A 19,063-nucleotide genomic window follows, 5' to 3' on the forward strand; every position below is an offset into this window, starting at 1 on the left:
TCTCTATACCGTTAATAACGGACAAACTGAGTAAATGTGAAGGAAAAGATAAATAGTCTAATTTTTCAGTTTACTTTTAAGGGAATTTACATTATTTCAGCTACATGTACTTTTAAAAAAGCATGACTATCTACTCATTTTCAAGTACAGACACAAACACCTGTTAAAATTTTCTTAATTTTTAGTTATTATTAACACATAAACTAACCAAGGAGGGAATATATGAATCCACTACACGCAACAAGAAACAAGCTACTAGCATGTATACTTCTTTTCACTCTTGCTTTAACACCCTTTCATACAACCGAGACTCCTACCATTGTAACGGCATCCAATGACTATACAGATTTAGAACAAAACATTCACCATCTTTTATCAGACGAGCGCTTAAACGGAGCAATTAGTGCTGTCAGTGTACGCGATGCACAAAGTGGAGAAATTGTTCTTGAACGCTGGGGAGACATGCGTCTAAAAACCGCTTCAAACATGAAGCTACTAACAGGAGCTGCTGCTCTTCATACCCTCGGTCCTACTTATACATTTAAAACAGAACTACTGACCGATGGAAAAATAGTTGGTAAAGTTTTAAAAGGAAATCTTTATCTAAAAGGAAAAGGCGACCCAACGCTTTTAAAAGAAGATTTTGATGAGATAGCTACATACTTAAAATCAAAAGGCATTAAAACGATACAAGGAAATATTATCGCAGATGACACGTGGTACAATGCGGTGAGACTTTCAGAAGACATGATTTGGAATGATGAATCGTACTACTATGGTGCTCAAATCTCTGCCCTGACGGCTTCACCTGATTCTGATTATGATGCTGGAACCGTCATTGTTGAAACATCCCCCACCAAACCAGGGAAAGAAGCAGAGATTAAATTAGTTCCTGAAACAACTTATCCAACAATTATTAATAAAACGAAAACAATTGAAAGTGGGACTCGTTCAATTCGTGTGACTCGTGAACATGGTACAAACAATATTGTCGTTGAGGGAACCATTCCAGTTGATAGTTCTACTACACGCTCTTGGGTAACTCTTTGGGAGCCAACTGGCTATGCACTTGATTTATTTAAACAAGCACTTGAACAAGCAGGTGTTCACGTTAAACGTCAACAAGGTGAATACGGTGAAACACCAGCAGATGCTACTGTCCTATATACAAATGAATCGATGCCACTTGCTGACTTACTCGTTCCATTTATGAAGCTTAGTAACAACACGATTGCTGAAATGCTTGTGAAAGAGATGGGAAAGGTTGTTCATCATGAAGGTAGCTGGGAAAAAGGACTTGAAGTACTTGAAGACTATGTCGCGTCACGCGGGCTAAATACGGAGACAATGCGAATTCGAGATGGTTCTGGTATTTCTCATGTGACAAATATTCCTGCCAATGAGTTATCAAAACTACTCGTTGTCGTCCAACAAGAAGAATGGTATCCAACGTTTCTACGCTCCTTACCTGTTGCAGGTGCAAGCGAAAGACTAGAAGGTGGTACTCTTCGAAATCGTATGAAAGGTACAGCCGCTCAAGGAAACGTAAAAGCTAAAACAGGAACCATCACTGGCGCTACGTCTCTTTCTGGTTATGTTACAACAAAAGATGGACAAGACCTTGTGTTCTCGATTATTTTAAATAACTTTATGGCTAGTCATTTACGAGACATTGAAGACAAAATCGCTGTGGCATTAGCGGAGTATGAAAAGAAGCAATAATGTAAAAAGAGGATGACAGATTAGTTATCCTCTTTTCTTTTTTTCCATATCTGGTTCAATGTGTACAAGTGTCATGTTAATTTTATGATCTTCATTCATTGTTTCTTCAATATGATCGGCAATTTCGTGACTTTTAACAACATTTAAATGCGGATCCACCATCACGGTTACTTCTAGCATGACATGATTTCCTTGCATGCGGCCTTTTAAATCTTTAACGGCATTTACCCCTTCTATCTCTGTAATGGTTTCCTCGTACTTCGTTAGCTCCTCTTGATTGAATCCATCTGTTAGTAAGTGAGTCGCTTCTTTAAAAATATCGAATGCCGTTTTACAAATAATGACACCTACAAGAACAGCGGCTACTGGATCAAGCCAAGGCATGCCAAATTGAGAGCCTACAATGCCCACTACGGCTCCGATGCTTACAATTGCATCAGAAAAGTTATCTTTAGCTACGGCATTTAATGACTGACTTTTAAGTTGTTTTGCTAAGGAATTGTTATAAAAGAACACAGCCACCATAATAAATGCACAAGTTAAGCCAACCCAAGCGGCTAATAAATCTGGTGATTCAGTTCTTTGTTGAAAAATCGATTGCCAGGCACTCACGAATACTTGTAAACCAATGATCATCATAATAAAAGAAGCAAGTAACGACGAAATATTTTCTGCTCTGGAGTGTCCATAAGGATGGTCATCATCTCGTGGCTTTTGGGAAATTTTTAATCCAATGAGTACGGCTACGGAGGAAATAATGTCTGTTAGATTGTTAAATCCATCTGCCCGTAAAGCAGCTGAATGAGCAATACTGCCAATCGTTAATTTACACATGGATAAAAAAACATATGTAATAATGCTAATCCAAGCTCCTTTTTGAGCTAGCTTATAATAATCTTGATCCATTCGCATCATACCCTTTTCATTTTTACTTTCATAAGCAAAAACAAGTGTACCAAAGGGAGATCGTGTGGGTCTATAGAAACATTGTTGAAAGGTAACACGTATGTAGAGTGTGTAAAATAATGTAGCTCCTTGCAAAACAAGTTGCATCAAGTAAAAAAAGAGTTGTGTCAAAAGGAGCGAAATTCCCCATTTGACACAGCCTCTTAGTTTTCACGCTTCTCTTTTATCCACTTATCAACAGACAACCATTCGCTTCCTGCTAAAAGCAAGTGTAAAGCCATGGCAAGTAACGCTAAGTCTAGCTCATACCCTCCCATTTGTTCATTGCCTAAAAGACCTGCGGGAAGCTTTACTGTTAGAATCGCTCCTATCATAATAGAAGCTAATAGAGCGGAGACCACTCTCGTTCCGAATCCAATAATTAATAATGCTCCACCAATTAATTCAATAAAGGTCACTACATACGCTAATCCACCAGGCAAGCCAATGCTATCAAACCAACCCGCTGTATTTTCAACTCCACCTTGCATCTTAACTAATCCATGCATAAAGAAAATAATTCCTAATGTAATTCTTACAATCAATGTACCTAGTTTCATCATCGTGTCTCCTTTTAGTTAAAAATCATCATATCAAGTGAATACGTGCCTGCTCCCATTAATGCAACGGCTAAGGCTACAATGATAATAAATAAGTTAAATTCGTATCCATTTTGCGTGACCCAATAACCGTTTGCTCCGTGAACTTTCACAATTGCAATAATCATTGTACCGATAATCATCGCTGCTGCTAATGGTGTTAGTAGTCCTAATATGAAAAGTGCTCCCCCAACAAATTCTGTTAACCCAGCAATAATCGCCATTTGTTTTCCTGGTTTTATGCCAATTGATTCGAAAAATCCTCCTGTTCCTTCAATTCCATGACCACCAAACCAGCCAAATAGCTTTTGTGCACCATGCCCCATGAATGAAATACCTATAATTAAACGAATGAGTAATAACCCAATACTAATCAATGATAACTCCTCCTTATATACTTTTAATTTATATATTTTTAATTCGAGATATATAACTATAATAACAAAAAGAGAGCATCTATGCTTATTTATTTTATCTCGAACTCAAGATAATTATATTCAAGATAGATAGAATGTGTCAATACTTTTTTTAAATGAATGAAGCAACCCCTTTCTTAAGCATAATAAATGAGTGTTCTCAAGTGAACATCCCATACATAGATATGAATGAAGTTGTGACAAAATCATGAAAATATACTTTGTGTGATTATTATCACATCTCTACTTTAAAGAATTTGTTACATTAAGATTGTGAAAACAATCACATATAGAGGAAAGGTGATTACAATGAAAAACGGATTTGGAACAAAAACAAGAAAAGTAGCAGTGGTTGGAACGGGGTTTGTTGGATCTAGCTATGCATTTGCTTTACTTAACCAAGGAATTGCGAATGAATTGGTGTTAATTGATATTAATCAAGAAAAAGCAGAAGGTGAAATACGTGATTTAAATCATGGAATGCCATTCGCTTCTCCAATGCACATCTGGTCTGGGGACTACGATGAATGCAAAGATGCAGATTTAGTTGTTATTACAGCTGGTGCAAATCAAGGCCCTGGTGAAACTCGACTTGATTTAGTCGAAAAAAACGTCACTATCTTCAATAAGATTGTTCGTCGCATCATGGACAGCGGCTTTAATGGCATTATTCTTGTCGCGACAAATCCGGTTGATATATTAAGCTATGTTACTTGGCAAGCTTCTGGCCTTCCGAAAGAGCGTGTAATTGGATCTGGGACGATTTTAGATACAGCCCGTTTTCGCTACTTACTAAGTGATTACTTTCATGTTGATCCGCGAAACGTACATGCTTATATCATGGGTGAACACGGTGATACAGAACTACCCGTTTGGAGTCACGCTCAAATCGGTGGCGTTCCGATCAAAAAGTTTTTAAATGTTGAAAACGTAGCAGAGCATCCTGATATGAAAGAAATCTTTTTAAATACACGTGATGCTGCTTATCATATCATTAATCGAAAAGGTGCGACGTATTATGGAATCGCAATGGGCCTTGTCCGAATTACAAAAGCAATCTTAGATAATGAAAATGCCATTTTAACTGTATCAGCTCTCCTTGAAGGTCAATATGGTGTAAATAATATTTACAGTGGTGTTCCGGCCATTGTAAATAAAGATGGCATTCGTGAGGTTCTTGAACTAGAGCTAAATGAAACAGAATTAAAGCAATTTCAGCACTCTGCACATGTATTAAAAGAAACACGCGAAAAAGCATGTCAGTAATTGAAACATTGTCTCAACACTCACTACAAATGAAAAAAGCATGTCTTGCCTCTCACCTTATTGAATTGTAGAGGTAAAAGATGCTTTGGGCTGAGTCACATTGGACGTTTTTTATCCATCTTTACTCAGTCCTTCACACTTTAACAATATGAGGTGCCATCCATGACTTGGACTCAAATTTATGATCCATTGAACAACATTTGGCTTTCTGCTTTAATGCCTTTTTAGAAGGTGCCGCTGGTTTTGGAGCACCAATCGCAATTACAGCTGCTCTTTTAGTTGGCCTTGGATTCAATCCGTTAAAAGCAGCCGCTCTTTGCTTAATTGCAAACACTGCGTCTGGAGCATTTAGCGCAATGGGAATTCCCGTCATTGTAGCTGGACAAGTTTCTGGTATCGATCCAAATGAAATTGCACAGTTTTTAGGTAAACAGCTTCCTTTTATCTCTTTTACCGTTCCGTTCCTTCTTGTATTTATTATGGATGGTTGGAAAGGGTTGAGAGATGTTTTTAAGCCTACATTTGTGACATCTTTCACATATTCAGTTACTCAATATGTTACCGTGACATATTTAGGCCCAGAGTTACCAAACATTACATCTTCAATTGCTAGCTTAGTGGCACTTGCACTTTATATTAAAATAACAACAAAACAAACAGAAGCAACAACCCCACTCACAAGAAAACAAGTGGTAAAAGCATGGTCTCCTTTTATCGTCTTAACTTTATTCGTCACTAGTTGGAGTTTAAACTTTTTCAAGCAGCTGTTTGCACCTGGTGGCTTTCTTGAACAGTCTAATATGATGATTGAAATACCTGGCCTTCATAATCAAGTTATAAAAGTTGCCCCCCTTGTTATCGAGCCTACTCCTTACGCAGCTGTTTTGAAAGTTGATCTCATTGCAGCGACTGGAACAGCCATTTTACTAGCAGGTCTTGTTTCAATGCTTTTATTAAAAGTAAACCTGAAAACAGGAAAAGAAACATTCGTCGAAACAATAAAAGAACTGACCAATCCTATTGTGACGATTATGATGGTGATTGCTTTTGCATTCGTCGCCAACTATTCTGGTCAATCTTCAACACTTGGCCTCGCCTTAGCAGAGACATCTCACTACTTCCCATTTCTGTCTCCTGCTCTCGGCTGGATTGGTGTGTTTCTTACCGGTTCTGTTGTATCTAATAACGCTCTCTTTGGTCATTTGCAAATGACTACAGCGGAACAAATTCAAGTGTTACCACTTATTTTAGTTGCGGCAAATACAGCAGGTGGCGTGATGGCTAAAATGCTTTCTCCTCAATCGATTGCGGTTGCAACAGGAGCTGTTGGACTCGTTGGAAGAGAAGCAGAGCTGTTTCGTTACACACTTAAATATAGCATTGGTTTTCTCTTACTAATGGGGATGATTACATTCGGATTTACGTTACTATGGTGACGATATCAGCGTTTCTCTCTAATTAATCAAACGTTTGTTTAAATAGGCTATGGAGCTTGAGAAACAACACCTCAAGCTCCATAGCCTATAAAAATTCCCTCACTGCTATTTCCACTGATGAGTGGAGGTAGTCTGAGGGGATCTTTTTTATATCAATTCATTAGAGACGGTTTTTATAGCGCACATTCTTCGATTTCAAATCCGAGGTCTTCGATCATTTTCCAATCTGCCGTTGGCTCTTGTCCTTGTGTGGTGAGATAGTCCCCTACAAAGATTGAGTTTGCAGCAAATAAACCTAGCGGCTGAAGCGAGCTTAAATTCATTTCACGACCACCTGAAATGCGAATCTCTTTTGTTGGATTCACAAAGCGCATCATAGCTAAAATTTTCAAGCATTTCATTGGGGTTAACTCTTGTTTTCCTTCTAATGGTGTTCCTTTTACAGAAACAAGAAAGTTACAAGGAATGGAATCTGCATCGAGTTCTCTTAATTGAACCGCAACGTCTACAGCCTGCTCATCTGTTTCACCCATTCCAAAGATTGCGCCAGAGCAAGGTGACATTCCTGCTTGCTTTGATTTTTGAACCGTATCGACACGATCATCATATCCATGTGTCGAACAGATATTATCATAGTTGTCTGCATGTGTATTTAAATTATGATTGTAGCGATGAACCCCTGCTTCTTTTAGACGAGTTGCTTGATCATCGTTTAAAAACCCAAGACAGGCACAAATTTTCAAATCTGTTTTTTCGCTAATTTCTTTTACCGCTCCAATGACGTGCTCCACTTCTTTATTTGTTGGACGTCGACCAGATGCAACGATACAATAAGTCCCTGCTTTACGACGCTTTGCTTCAAATGCGCCTTCTACAATCTTTTCTTGCGTTAACCATGCATATTTATCAATGGGAGCTTCTGATACGATTGATTGCGAGCAGTAGCCACAATCTTCTGGACAAAGGCCTGATTTCGTATTAATAATCATATTTAGCTTTACTTTTTTACCATAATGATGATGACGAATGAGGTATGCTGCGTTCATAATTTCAAGTACTTCTTTATCACTTGCTTGAATAATAGAAAGTGCTTCTTCACTTGTTGTAACGTGACCGTTAATAACCCCTTGTGCTAACTCTTTCCAATCAACCTTCGTTTGAACATTACTCATCCTTTTCTCCCCACTTTGCTTTTAATAAATGAACCAATCGCATCTACATCTATGTAATGATTAATTGCTTCTAACAATTGAACCTTTGTGATGACATCTCCTAATGAAGGTAGCATCCCTACTACCTTTACATCTCCATATTGCTCAATCATTTCTTTATTCTCTAGCACTCGTTCCACTTGGCTTTCATCGTAATGACAAAGGATTACTCCAGCGACTTCAATGCCATGTTGACGAGCATGCTCAATCGTTAACAGCGTATGATTCACCGTTCCTAGTGTCCCTCGTGCTACAATGAGAAGCGGAAGGTTAAACGCTTTTATCGTTTCGATTAACAAATCATCGGTTGTATAAGGAACGGCTAACCCGCCCGCACCTTCTACTAAAAGCAAATCGTACTTTGTTAAAAACGCATCATAATGCTTAACTAAATCATCCACTGTCACTTGTTTATTTGCTCGCTTTAACGCTAATTGTGGAGCCAAAGGTTCTTCTAATGAATACGGACAGATTGCCTCTACATCATCATCCACACTAGACATTGCCTTTAGTCTTGCAGCATCTCCCCTTTCATCCTTTGCTTTATGACCACTTTGAATAGGCTTGAATACGCCTAAATGGTAACCTCTTTGTCTAAGAACTCCTGCTAATCCACCAGTAATCACTGTTTTTCCAACTTCTGTATCAGTTGCAGTAATAAATAGTCCACTCATTTCGTTACTGCCTTTCCGTTATTTCTTCAATTGACTCATATAAAATGTGCAACATCTCATCTAACTCTTCGTTCGTTGAAGCAAGTGGTGGAATGAACGTAATGACATTACCGAGTGGACGAATGAGCATGCCTAATTCTCTTGCATGGCGACAAACGCGAACGCCTACTCTCTCTTCCCATGAGTATTCTTCTTTTGTTTCTTTATCTACCACTAATTCAATGCCAATCATAAATCCTTTTTGACGAATATCACCTACATGCTTTAATTCATAAAATGAAAGTAACTGATTAGCTAGATAGTCGGACTTCTCTGCCACTTGCTCTACTAATCTATTTTTTTCATAAAGCTCAAGATTAGCTAATGCGGCTGCACAGCCTAATGGATTCCCTGTATAACTATGACCGTGGAAAAATGTTTTTTGTTCTTCATATTCACCTAGAAAAGCATTGTAAATCTCATCTGTTGCAACGGTAATCGCAATCGGTAAATAACCGGCCGTTAATCCTTTTCCAGCTGTTAAAATATCTGGTGTGACATCTTCATAATCACATGCGAACATTTTACCTGTACGTCCAAACCCTGTTGCAACCTCATCGGCAATTAAAAGAACATCGTATTGCGTACATAGCTCTCGTAATCCTTTTAAATAGCCTTCTGGCATGACAATAATACCACTCGCACCTTGTACAATAGGCTCGACAATTAAAGCAGCAACCTCATGGCTTCGTTTTTTTAACACATTCTCAACTTGTTCTAAATATTTCTCCACAACGACCTTAGGATCTTGTCCATAAGGAGAGCGATATGTTCCTGGATATGGAACTTTAATGGATGGAAATAACAGTGAGCTATACTTTTTATGATATAAATCAATGGCTCCTACCGAAACTGCTCCAATGGTATCCCCATGATAGGCTTCTTGCATCGTAACAAAATGCTTCTTTTCAGGATTGTCTTTATGCTGCCAATATTGAAAGGCCATCTTTACAGCAATTTCTACCGCTGTCGCACCTGCATCTGAATAAAAGACTTTTCGAAGTCCTTTCGGCATTAATTCCACAATTTTCTCAGCAAGTAAAACCGACGGCACATTAGCCATACCAAGCAATGTCGAATGAGCTACTCGATCAAGTTGTTCAATAATGGCTTCATTCACTTCTTTTACATTATGGCCATGAACGTTTAGCCATATGGATGAAAAGCCATCCCAATACCCTTTTCCGTTCATATCATATAGCTTACGTCCGTTTCCATGAGAAATAATCACGGGATCATCTTCTATGTATTGCTTCATCTGTGTAAAAGGATGCCATACATATTCTTTATTTTTCTGTGCCATTTCTTCGTAAGAAATTCCTGGATAAGTAGAAACTGATGTCATCTTTTCAACCCCTTTATGTTAACTTATTACATATAAAAGTTAACACTTATGAAGGAAATTTGTCAAACTATTTCCAAAAATGACAAAGAGCCTATTAACTAAGCTTCGCTGTTGTAACGAGTTTAGCCAATAGACTCTTTGATTGGTTACATATATTCCTCGACATATTTCCCCAGAAATAATGACACCGTTCTTCCTATTTCGTTTTAAACCAGACCTATCGATATCCACATCGATTCACCTTATCATTAGGCAGATTAAAAATAGTAAAGGAAAGATAGCTCATAAAAACCATGTTTGTACACTATCTTTTCATCTAGCTATATAATTGAACTTTAGAAGTCCAGGAGGTGAAGGACTGAGCCAAACACCTCTTGTTATCGATGCTTCCACTCATATAGGGCTCATCTTTCACCATTTAAGATCAAACCTTTCAAGAAACTCATGATACGCTTCAATTCTACCTTCAATTTTTGCTTTTGAAATTTCATCTAATTGTTGGTGCTGCAGCTTTTTTTCTTGCTCTTCAATTTGACTTTTAATATACGATGCGATGGATGTTTCATTAAATGTACCTAACATATTCCCACCTCATTTTTTTTGATAGTAACCTTTACCCTTCTGTTATACTGCTAAACATATTTGGCATACAAAAAAAACTGAGTAGCAATTTCCACTCAGCTTCCTCCTCGGCTATTTACGCATACCTCGCATCTTCCTCACTCTTTTTAAAGAAACTTCTCATCGCATGAAATACATCTGCTTTTTGTTTTAAAATGAAATAGCTGAACTTCTCATCTTGAATGTTTTTATAGGCAGACATTAGTGTAGAGTGACGATTGTATTGATTGACTTCTCCATATCCAAACATATTTGACACTTTCATCAATTCATTAACAAGCTTTACACAGCGTGCATTGTCTGATGTTAAATTGTCTCCATCTGAAAAATGGAATGGATAGATATTGTATCGACTTGGGTCGTATTTTTGATCAATTAACTCCAGCGCTTTACGATAAGCTGAAGAACAAATCGTTCCCCCGCTCTCTCCTTTTGAAAAGAAGTCCTCCTCAGATACAACTTTTGCTTCTGTATGATGGGCAATAAATTCGATATCAACTGTTTCATACTTTGTGCGTAAAAAGCGTGTCATCCAAAAGAAAAAGCTACGTGCCATGTATTTCTCCCAGATGCCCATTGAACCGCTCGTATCCATCATAGCAAGAACGACAGCTTTCGATTCAGGCTTTAACACTTCATTCCATGTCTTAAACTTTAAATCTTCTGGATAGATAGGATGAAAGGATGGCTTTCCTGTCATCGCGTTACGTTTATAAGCCGACAGCATCGTTCTTTTCTTATCAATATTCCCCATTAATCCAGTTCTTCGAATATCATTAAATTCAATGTGCTGAACAACATTTTCATCTGTTTGTTTTCGTTTTAAATTTGGAAGCTCCAATTGTGCAAATAGCGCTTCTTGTAATTCCATAAGAGAAACTTCCGCTTCATAGTAATCTTCGCCTGCTTGATCACCTGCTCCTTGCCCTTTTCCAGCACCTTTTTGTCCATTACCCGCCGAGCCATCCCGAGCGACTACATCTCCTACTTTGCTGTCTCCATCTCCTTGACCAACATGCTTGTTTTTATCATAGTTATAACGGATTCGATACTCATCTAGCGAACGAATTGGAATCTTAACAACATCTCTCCCGTTTGACATGACGATGTTTTCCTCTGTAATTAAGTCTGGAAGGTTGTTTTTAATGGCTTCTTGAATTTTTTCTTGATGTCTTTTTTGATCATCATGACCTTTGCGGTGGAGGGACCAATCTTCTTTTGAAATCGCAAAACTTTTATCTTCTTCTTTTCGCATATCACTTACCCTCCTTTTTATATTAAAAAAATAATCACCTTTTTCCCGTTCTCAACATACATTATGATGAATGCATTCGATTAAAAAAACCTTTTCGAGAAAGGTTGGTTACTCTATCCTATGCAAAAATTCTAAATAATTGACAAATAATTAAGACAATTTAACAGTCAGAATTTTAGAGAAGACAAGCATCATTTACGAACAGTCAGAATAAGTATGCTTGTATTTACATATATATTAATTTATGTTTTATAAAAAATTTGGTGTGGGCAAAAAAAAATCTCTATCTTTTTTTAGAGATTTTTTTTTGATCTTTTTCCTTATTTTCATGTGACTTTTCACGTTCTTCTTGGCGCTCTTTTTGTAAATGCTCCATCACTTTTCCATGCTCTTTCATTTCTTCTAAATTTGTCACCATCGATCCATTTTTCGGCTCTTGTTTCTTATGACTCATATTCTATCACCTCTTTTTAGCATGTTTCCCCTTCTTGACTCTTTTATAAACCTTACTTACAAAATAAAGAAAAGCCCAGTCGCTAGACTGGGCAAAGATCGTTTATCGATTTAGTAAGCTACCTACATAGCGTAGTAATTCGTTAGCAGACACCGAATTGTATCCATGCTCATCAATCAATCGGGCCACTACTTCATTTACCTTCTTCAGCTGCTGCTCATCTGGTGTTTTTGTAGAGGTTGTGATTTTTACTACATCTTTTAAGTCAGCAAACAACTTCTTCTGAATTGCTTCACGTAAACGTTCATGAGAGTTATAGTCAAAACGCTTCCCTTTTCGTGCATAAGCAGAGATACGAATGAGAATTTCTTCACGGAATGCTTTCTTCGCGTTTTCAGAAATGCCAATTTGCTCTTCAATTGAACGCATTAACTTCTCATCTGGGTTCATTTCTTCTCCTGTTAATGGATCACGAAGTTTGTTTTTATTGCAGTACGCTTCTACATTGTCTAGATAATTATCCATTAATGTTTTAGCCGACTCTTCATAAGAATACACAAATGCTTTTTGCACTTCTTTTTTCGCAATTTCATCATATTCCTTACGAGCAAGTGAAATATAGTTTAAATATCGCTCACGATCTTCATTTGAGATAGATGGATGCTGGTCTAATCCTTCTTTTAAGGAACGGAGCACATCTAATGCGTTAATCGATGACACATCTTTACGGATAATCGTTGATGAAATACGGTTAATAACGTAGCGTGGGTCAATTCCACTCATACCTTCATCAGTGTATTCCTTTTTCAATTCTTGAATATCTGCTTCATTGTACCCCTCTACAGATTGCCCATCATATAGACGCATCTTCTTAACGAGATCAATGTCACCTTTTTTCGGTTCTTTTAAGCGAGTTAACGTTGTAAAGATTGACGCAACTTTAAACGTGTGCGGCGCAATATGAACATTAGAAACGTCACTTTCACGAATCATTTTTTCATAAATTTTCTCTTCTTCACTTGCCTTTAAGTTATATGGAACTGGCATCACAATAATACGAGAGTGTAATGCTTCGTTCTTTTTATTTGAAATAAATGAACGATACTCTGTTTCATTCGTGTGAGCCACAATTAATTCATCCGCACTAATAAGCGCAAAACGGCCGGCTTTAAAATTCCCTTCCTGAGTCAGAGATAATAAATGCCATAAAAACTTCTCATCACATTTTAACATCTCTTGAAACTCCATCATTCCACGGTTCGCTTTGTTTAACTCTCCATCAAATCGATAGGCGCGTGGATCTGATTCGGACCCGTATTCAGCAATGGTAGAAAAATCAATACTTCCGGTTAAATCAGCAATATCTTGTGATTTAGGATCAGATGGACTAAATGTTCCAATACCTGTACGCTTATCTTCAGAGAAGAAAATTCGCTCTACCTTTACATCTTCAATTCTGCCACCATACTCTTGTTCAAGCCTCATTAAATTTAATGGTGACAAGTTCCCCTCAATACGAACTCCATACTCTTGATGAAAATCATCGCGAAGGTGATGTGGAATTAAATGAAGTGGATCTTCATGCATCGGGCAGCCTTTAATTGCATATACAGCTCCTCGATCTGAATGAGAGTATGTTTCAAGTCCTCTTTTTAGCATGGTGACTAACGTTGATTTCCCTCCACTAACAGGTCCCATTAGTAGTAAAATACGCTTTCTTACATCTAATCTTTTCGCTGCTGGATGGAAGTACTCTTCAACTAGTCTCTCTAATGATTCTTCAAGACCAAACAATTGTCCACTAAAGAATTGATACTGTTTCTTCCCATTGACTTCTTCAATCCCTGCATCTTTAATCATGTTGTAAACTCTTGAGTGTGCAGATTGGGCAACATACGGCTTTTCTTTTAGAATTTCTAGATAATCTGCGAAGGTGCCTTCCCACTTAAGACGCTGTTCATCTTCACGGTACTTTTCAATCTTTTTTAATATATCCATTAAAGGACCTCCCCCTACTGATCAGGCTAGTGAACAAGATTAATACACTTTATGCACACATATCGTTGAACATGCTTTTTAAATCTGTGAATTGTAAAAACTCTCCTTTATCAGAACGTCTAAAATGTACACTGAAGGCCTTGTTAGCAATGAACGATTTGTAAAATTTTGTCCATACTTTTCATTCACAGACGTTTTATCTTCCGCTATAATAAAAAGAGGACAAGTTAGATTAAAAGTTAACAACAAAGGAGGATGAACAATGAGAACACTTCTAGTGATTGGTGTGTGCCTCACTTTCTTATCTGCGATTTTCACAGCAGGGTATAATGAAAAGCCAGGTGCAAAACGTAAATAATTGCTTTACATATGAACATAAAAATGAAAGCCCTTCACAAATGTGAAGGGCTTTCTGTTCCTTACGATAAACCAGGATAATTTTGTTGACGCAGCGCCTCATAAATAAGGATTGCAGCTGTATTTGACAAGTTCAATGAACGAACATTTTCAGTCATTGGTAAACGTAAGCAACGCTCCATGTTTTCTTCAATGATGTGTTTTGGTAAGCCGTTTGTTTCGCGACCAAACACGAAGAAATGATCCTGTTCTAATGAACTGTAATCAAACGTTGTATGCGGCTTTTGACCAAACTTTGTAATAAAGTAAAAAGCAGCTTCTGGATACTTTTCAAAAATTTCTTCTAGTGAATCATGATACACAACATTTACATATTGCCAGTAATCTAAACCAGCACGCTTTAGCATTTTATCATCTGTTGAAAATCCTAATGGACGAACTAAATGTAATGTTGTATTTGTTGCTGCACAAGTTCTTGCAACGTTTCCAGTATTCGCTGGAATTTCTGGTTGATATAAAACGACGTGTAGTCCCACAATAGTCACCTCTAAACAAAAATCTATCCACCATTATACCACTATCTCGCTAAAACAAAAATAAGATTTGCATTTAGCGATCGACAATATGAAAAAATGCATATTTAATGTTTGGTGTATAAGCAGTTGAGTCTTCATAAGCCCAATAACGCATTCGGCTATTATACGTATTAGCGTTCACGAGTGGCATCGCATTTGCATCTTTTGCTACGACAATTGTCGTATGATTCCATCTGCCGTCTCCTTCAAAATCATAGCAAATAATATCGCCAGGAACTAACTCATTGGCAGCACTTTTTTCTTGTGCACACAAACCTGCCTTTGAACCTTTCAGATACCAATACATTGAATTAGCAACTGTCCAGCTATAACTCCATACATTATTATTTGTCCACCATCCCTTTGCACGATTGGGTTGACCTCTCATCGGTGCTCCTCCGGCATGGAGACATTGTGATACATAATTGGTGCAGTTTACCTCAAACGTTTTGTACTTCGGATTATACGTATTCCACCACTTCTCTGCATATTGAACAGCTCCAAGACGATTATAGGTAAAAGCACGATTTTCTCCTTGTACATCGATCGACAAGTTCGATCTTGTTGCAGAATCATCTCTAAGAAGGATAGCCTCATCTTTTAAAAGAGTATCTTTATAAAAAAGAGCTTGTCGCTTTTCAATTTCTTCTTCTATATAAAATAGCTCTCTCTGTTTAATAAGAGACTGAATGTGAAGAGAGTAGATAAATGTCACCTCATCCTCTTCACCCTGTACGTGATCAATCCATCCTTTCGCATGGCATTTTACAATTTCAGCATCCCGCTTTTTCAGGAGCTTTTCTTTGCTTTCACATTGTGTATGAATAAATGAAGCAAAGTCATTATTTCTTACATCTTGATTGACATACCCATCAGCTCTAGCTTTCATTAGCGCTTGAAGAATATACTTTTTGGTAAGCAAACGTTTCACCACCTTTTGCGTCCTTTATTTATACGCTATGATAAAACGTTTGTCTCTTAATACAAAAAGTTAGGCTTGTAGCATAGAAATTCCTTTGTCCATCTCTTGTTGAACCTCTTCATCTAACTCTTTCTCTCTTAGCTTTTGTAATTCATTCAATACACTTGCATCCCCTATTTTACCAAGAGCCCATGCAGCTGTTCCTCTCATAACAGGACGAACATCTTCTTTTACCACTTTTAACAAGTCAGGAACAGCTGTCTCATCTTTAAAATGAGCAAGTGCAATAATAGCATTTCGCTGAATTGGTTTCTTGCCTCTCCAAGAACCTGATACATGTCCAAATTTCTCTTTAAATTCACGATTACTCATGTGCAACAGTGGTTTTAATTTTGGCTTAGCAATCTCAGGATCTGGCTCCATTTCCGGATGTAAATGAAAATCTTTTCCTTTATTCTCCGGACAGACCGTTTGACACGTATCACATCCGTAAAGACGATTTCCTAACTTACTACGAAACTCTTCCGCTAAAAACCCTTTTGTTTGTGTTAAAAACGCAATACAACGCTGAGAATCCAATTGGCCTCCCGTTATTAATGCGCCTGTAGGACACACTTCCACGCACTTGTTACAAGACCCACAACGATCTTCCATCGGCTGATCAGGTGGCAAAGCAAGATTTGTAATGACTTCACCTAAATACACGTAGGAGCCAAATTCAGGCGTAATAATAGAACAGTTTTTTGCGCTCCACCCAATACCAGCTCTTTGTGCGACTGCTCGGTCAGATAGTTCACCTGTATCCACCATTGATTTAACGGTTGCTTCAGGAACTAACTCTAAAATAAAGGCTTCGAGCTTCTGTAATTTATCTCGTAGAACGGTATGATAATCTTGTCCCCAAGATGCTCGACAAAAGATTCCTCTACGCTCTTCTTTTGTACTCTTTGGGGGATTCTTCATTTTTGATGGGTACGCTAAAGCAATTGAAATAATAGATGAGGCATTAGGTAACAATAATTGAGGGTTTGTTCGCTTATCAATATCTGGTTCCTCAAATCCTGACTGATAATTAAGTGCTTGTTGTGTAAGGAGTCTTCCTTTTAATTCTTCGAATACAGATGCACTCGCAAACCCAATTTTATCAATACCTATCGACTGGCTATACTCAACAATTGCTTCTTTTAATTGCTGCGAGTTCATTTCATTGACCTCCTTTCTTTTGAAATGTAATCTATTAAATAACTGTGTACTATCAAATAGTGTAGACTACTACCTCTATCATCATAACCATAAGAAAAAATGAAAGGAATGAACAACAATTGGAAATCCATTTATCTAACGAAATAAAAAAGCTGTTTCCAACTTTTAAGATTGGTGCCATTGAATATAAAAACATCCAAGTAGGCGTATCACCTCAAATGCTACAAGGAAGACTTCGCCTATTTCAAGAGTCAATCTACTTTGATTTGCAAAGCTTACCCATTGCTGATGTCGAAGGTATTAAAGAATGGCGAACAATCTTCAAACAACTTGGAACCGATCCAAGTAAATATCGCCCTTCTATTGAGGCCTTGTATCGCCGTATTCAAAAACAAACATATCTTCCTTCCATTAACTCTGCAGTGGATTTGAATAACTTTTTCTCTCTTCAATACCAAATTCCAATTGGCATTTATGACCTTGAAAAACTGCATGACTCAATCACTGTTTCCCTTGGTAAGGAAGAAGAAAGCTATACAGGACTTAACAACAGAGAAATCTCTTTAGCAAATAAGTTAATTTCAAAAGATTCAAAAGGTAGCTTTGGCAGTCCTTATGTGGATTCTAATCGTGCTCCAGTCACACAAGACACAACACAAGCTATCCAGCTTATCTATTTAAGACCTTCTCTAAGTGACTCAAGTGCACTTGATTTAACAAGATCATTAAAGGATATGTTCATCCAAATTCATGGTGGAGAAGCTAGCTATTCTATTGTAACTTAATCTGCATAAATGTTATTCAATGCCTTTGTCTCCATAGTATTAGAAAAGAGACAAAGGTTCATTGTTTTCATCTTCCATACATACTAAAAAACGCAATACCTCATTTTTTAACGAGATACTGCGTTGTGACTAATTATGTATGGAGCGGGTGATGGGAATCGAACCCACGACATCAGCTTGGAAGGCTGAGGTTTTACCATTAAACTACACCCGCAAATATTATCGAATTTTGTCGACGTATGGCTAAAATAAAAACAGGTATTATCCTGTTAAATTTGACTCAATACCGGTGGTCGGGTTCGAACCGACACTCCATAGGAACACGATTTTGAGTCGTGCGCGTCTGCCAATTCCGCCACACCGGCAAAATAAGAAACAACTAATTAATTAAAAATGGTGCCGAGGGCCGGACTTGAACCGGCACGATAGTCACCTATCGCAGGATTTTAAGTCCTGTGTGTCTGCCAATTCCACCACCCCGGCAGCATTATCATGGAGGCGGCAACCGGATTCGAACCGGTGGTAAAGGTTTTGCAGACCTCTGCCTTACCACTTGGCTATGCCGCCAAAAATAAAAAAATTGGAGCGGAAGACGGGATTCGAACCCGCGACCCCCACCTTGGCAAGGTGGTGTTCTACCACTGAACTACTTCCGCAATATGGCTGGGCTAGCTGGATTCGAACCAACGCATGACGGAGTCAAAGTCCGTTGCCTTACCGCTTGGCTATAGCCCAATTTTTATATTATTATATTATTATTTATTATAGCTTAGCTTATGGGGCGACTGATGGGAATCGAACCCACGAGTGCCAGAGCCACAATCTGGTGCGTTAACCACTTCGCCACAGCCGCCATAATACATTAGATTAAATTAAATTGGCAGGGGCAGTAGGAATCGAACCCACACTGGCGGTTTTGGAGACCGCAGTTCTACCTTTAAACTATGCCCCTGTATTAAATGGTGGAGGGGGACGGATTCGAACCGCCGAACCCTGAGGGAGCGGATTTACAGTCCGCCGCGTTTAGCCACTTCGCTACCCCTCCACATATTATTCTGAAATGGTGCCGGCGAGAGGACTTGAACCCCCAACCTACTGATTACAAGTCAGTTGCTCTACCAATTGAGCTACACCGGCAATCTTTCAAAATGGTGGCTCGGGACGGAATCGAACCGCCGACACATGGATTTTCAGTCCATTGCTCTACCGACTGAGCTACCGAGCCTTTTTAAAATGGCGG

General features: G+C 38.2%; 17 protein-coding genes and 11 tRNA genes. 4 read left to right on the forward strand and 24 right to left on the reverse strand.

The window, feature by feature from the left end:
• Window positions 1–222: 222 nt before the first annotated feature.
• Window positions 223–1,722 (forward strand): D-alanyl-D-alanine carboxypeptidase/D-alanyl-D-alanine endopeptidase, encoded by a 1,500-nt coding sequence (dacB, locus tag JOC83_RS07935; RefSeq protein WP_205185988.1) that lies wholly within the window; start codon window positions 223–225, stop codon window positions 1,720–1,722.
• Window positions 1,723–1,746: 24 nt separating this feature from the next.
• Here dacB and JOC83_RS07940 read toward each other — a convergent pair whose 3' ends face one another.
• The 3 genes from JOC83_RS07940 to JOC83_RS07950 all read right to left on the reverse strand — a co-directional run bounded on the left by JOC83_RS07940 (window position 1,747) and on the right by JOC83_RS07950 (window position 3,643).
• Complete coding sequence (locus JOC83_RS07940; RefSeq protein WP_378913279.1) at window positions 1,747–2,628, reverse strand: cation diffusion facilitator family transporter; 882 nt, start codon at window positions 2,626–2,628, stop codon at window positions 1,747–1,749.
• Between the two features lie 203 nt (window positions 2,629–2,831).
• The gene (locus JOC83_RS07945) at window positions 2,832–3,227 is read right to left on the reverse strand and encodes a DoxX family protein (RefSeq protein ID WP_378913281.1); all 396 of its coding nucleotides are present in this window, start codon (window positions 3,225–3,227) and stop codon (window positions 2,832–2,834) included.
• Window positions 3,228–3,241: 14 nt separating this feature from the next.
• Window positions 3,242–3,643 carry a DoxX family protein gene (locus JOC83_RS07950; RefSeq protein ID WP_205185992.1) on the reverse strand — a complete coding sequence of 134 codons (402 nt, stop codon included), beginning with the start codon at window positions 3,641–3,643 and terminating at the stop codon, window positions 3,242–3,244.
• A 348-nt stretch (window positions 3,644–3,991) separates the two neighbouring features.
• On the opposite strand from JOC83_RS07950, the gene JOC83_RS07955 reads away from it, so the two are divergent.
• Together JOC83_RS07955 and JOC83_RS07960 are read left to right on the forward strand one after the other, a co-directional pair.
• Entirely contained in the window at window positions 3,992–4,948 is a 957-nt protein-coding gene (locus tag JOC83_RS07955; protein ID WP_205185993.1) for an L-lactate dehydrogenase, read from the forward strand.
• A 200-nt stretch (window positions 4,949–5,148) separates the two neighbouring features.
• A complete protein-coding gene (locus tag JOC83_RS07960) occupies window positions 5,149–6,384 on the forward strand; it encodes a lactate permease LctP family transporter (RefSeq protein ID WP_275580418.1) in 1,236 nt (411 codons plus the stop codon).
• Window positions 6,385–6,557: 173 nt separating this feature from the next.
• Here JOC83_RS07960 and bioB read toward each other — a convergent pair whose 3' ends face one another.
• From bioB to queG, 10 genes are all read right to left on the reverse strand, one after another.
• Entirely contained in the window at window positions 6,558–7,556 is a 999-nt protein-coding gene (gene bioB / locus JOC83_RS07965) for a biotin synthase BioB (RefSeq protein ID WP_205185994.1), read from the reverse strand.
• Entirely contained in the window at window positions 7,553–8,269 is a 717-nt protein-coding gene (gene bioD / locus JOC83_RS07970) for a dethiobiotin synthase (protein ID WP_205185995.1), read from the reverse strand. The genes bioB and bioD overlap by 4 nt, the downstream gene beginning before the upstream one ends.
• A gap of 4 nt (window positions 8,270–8,273) precedes the next feature.
• Window positions 8,274–9,653, reverse strand: coding sequence for an adenosylmethionine--8-amino-7-oxononanoate transaminase (gene bioA, locus JOC83_RS07975; protein WP_205185996.1), 1,380 nt, complete (start codon window positions 9,651–9,653; stop codon window positions 8,274–8,276).
• 411 nt (window positions 9,654–10,064) lie between these two features.
• A complete protein-coding gene (locus JOC83_RS07980; protein ID WP_205185997.1) occupies window positions 10,065–10,235 on the reverse strand; it encodes a hypothetical protein in 171 nt (56 codons plus the stop codon).
• A 115-nt stretch (window positions 10,236–10,350) separates the two neighbouring features.
• Entirely contained in the window at window positions 10,351–11,529 is a 1,179-nt protein-coding gene (yhbH, locus tag JOC83_RS07985) for a sporulation protein YhbH (RefSeq protein WP_205185998.1), read from the reverse strand.
• 283 nt (window positions 11,530–11,812) lie between these two features.
• Complete coding sequence (locus JOC83_RS07990; RefSeq protein ID WP_205186000.1) at window positions 11,813–11,983, reverse strand: hypothetical protein; 171 nt, start codon at window positions 11,981–11,983, stop codon at window positions 11,813–11,815.
• A 102-nt stretch (window positions 11,984–12,085) separates the two neighbouring features.
• Complete coding sequence (locus JOC83_RS07995) at window positions 12,086–13,981, reverse strand: PrkA family serine protein kinase (protein ID WP_205186002.1); 1,896 nt, start codon at window positions 13,979–13,981, stop codon at window positions 12,086–12,088.
• 419 nt (window positions 13,982–14,400) lie between these two features.
• Window positions 14,401–14,883 carry a tRNA (uridine(34)/cytosine(34)/5-carboxymethylaminomethyluridine(34)-2'-O)-methyltransferase TrmL gene (gene trmL, locus JOC83_RS08000; RefSeq protein ID WP_205186004.1) on the reverse strand — a complete coding sequence of 161 codons (483 nt, stop codon included), beginning with the start codon at window positions 14,881–14,883 and terminating at the stop codon, window positions 14,401–14,403.
• Window positions 14,884–14,947: 64 nt separating this feature from the next.
• Window positions 14,948–15,802: an amidase domain-containing protein gene (locus JOC83_RS08005; protein WP_205186076.1), complete on the reverse strand. Its 855-nt coding sequence runs from the start codon at window positions 15,800–15,802 to the stop codon at window positions 14,948–14,950.
• 102 nt (window positions 15,803–15,904) lie between these two features.
• Window positions 15,905–17,038, reverse strand: a complete 1,134-nt coding sequence (gene queG / locus JOC83_RS08010) for a tRNA epoxyqueuosine(34) reductase QueG (protein WP_205186006.1) — start codon at window positions 17,036–17,038, stop codon at window positions 15,905–15,907.
• Between the two features lie 119 nt (window positions 17,039–17,157).
• On the opposite strand from queG, the gene JOC83_RS08015 reads away from it, so the two are divergent.
• A complete protein-coding gene (locus JOC83_RS08015) occupies window positions 17,158–17,823 on the forward strand; it encodes a B3/B4 domain-containing protein (protein ID WP_205186008.1) in 666 nt (221 codons plus the stop codon).
• A 140-nt stretch (window positions 17,824–17,963) separates the two neighbouring features.
• Here JOC83_RS08015 and JOC83_RS08020 read toward each other — a convergent pair.
• From JOC83_RS08020 to JOC83_RS08070, 11 genes are all read right to left on the reverse strand, one after another.
• Window positions 17,964–18,037, reverse strand: a tRNA-Gly gene (locus JOC83_RS08020).
• Window positions 18,038–18,107: 70 nt separating this feature from the next.
• Window positions 18,108–18,188 (reverse strand) — tRNA-Leu (locus JOC83_RS08025).
• A gap of 29 nt (window positions 18,189–18,217) precedes the next feature.
• Window positions 18,218–18,306: transfer RNA gene (locus tag JOC83_RS08030), tRNA-Leu, on the reverse strand.
• Window positions 18,307–18,316: 10 nt separating this feature from the next.
• Window positions 18,317–18,390, reverse strand: a tRNA-Cys gene (locus JOC83_RS08035).
• A 14-nt stretch (window positions 18,391–18,404) separates the two neighbouring features.
• A tRNA-Gly gene (locus tag JOC83_RS08040) sits at window positions 18,405–18,479 on the reverse strand.
• Between the two features lie 4 nt (window positions 18,480–18,483).
• A tRNA-Gln gene (locus JOC83_RS08045) sits at window positions 18,484–18,558 on the reverse strand.
• Between the two features lie 42 nt (window positions 18,559–18,600).
• A tRNA-His gene (locus tag JOC83_RS08050) sits at window positions 18,601–18,676 on the reverse strand.
• Between the two features lie 25 nt (window positions 18,677–18,701).
• Window positions 18,702–18,775: transfer RNA gene (locus JOC83_RS08055), tRNA-Trp, on the reverse strand.
• 8 nt (window positions 18,776–18,783) lie between these two features.
• Window positions 18,784–18,868, reverse strand: a tRNA-Tyr gene (locus JOC83_RS08060).
• A gap of 16 nt (window positions 18,869–18,884) precedes the next feature.
• A tRNA-Thr gene (locus JOC83_RS08065) sits at window positions 18,885–18,960 on the reverse strand.
• A gap of 12 nt (window positions 18,961–18,972) precedes the next feature.
• Window positions 18,973–19,048: transfer RNA gene (locus JOC83_RS08070), tRNA-Phe, on the reverse strand.
• Window positions 19,049–19,063 lie beyond the last annotated feature (15 nt).

The organism is Priestia iocasae (genome assembly GCF_016909075.1).
Taxonomy (GTDB): domain Bacteria; phylum Bacillota; class Bacilli; order Bacillales; family Bacillaceae_H; genus Priestia; species Priestia iocasae.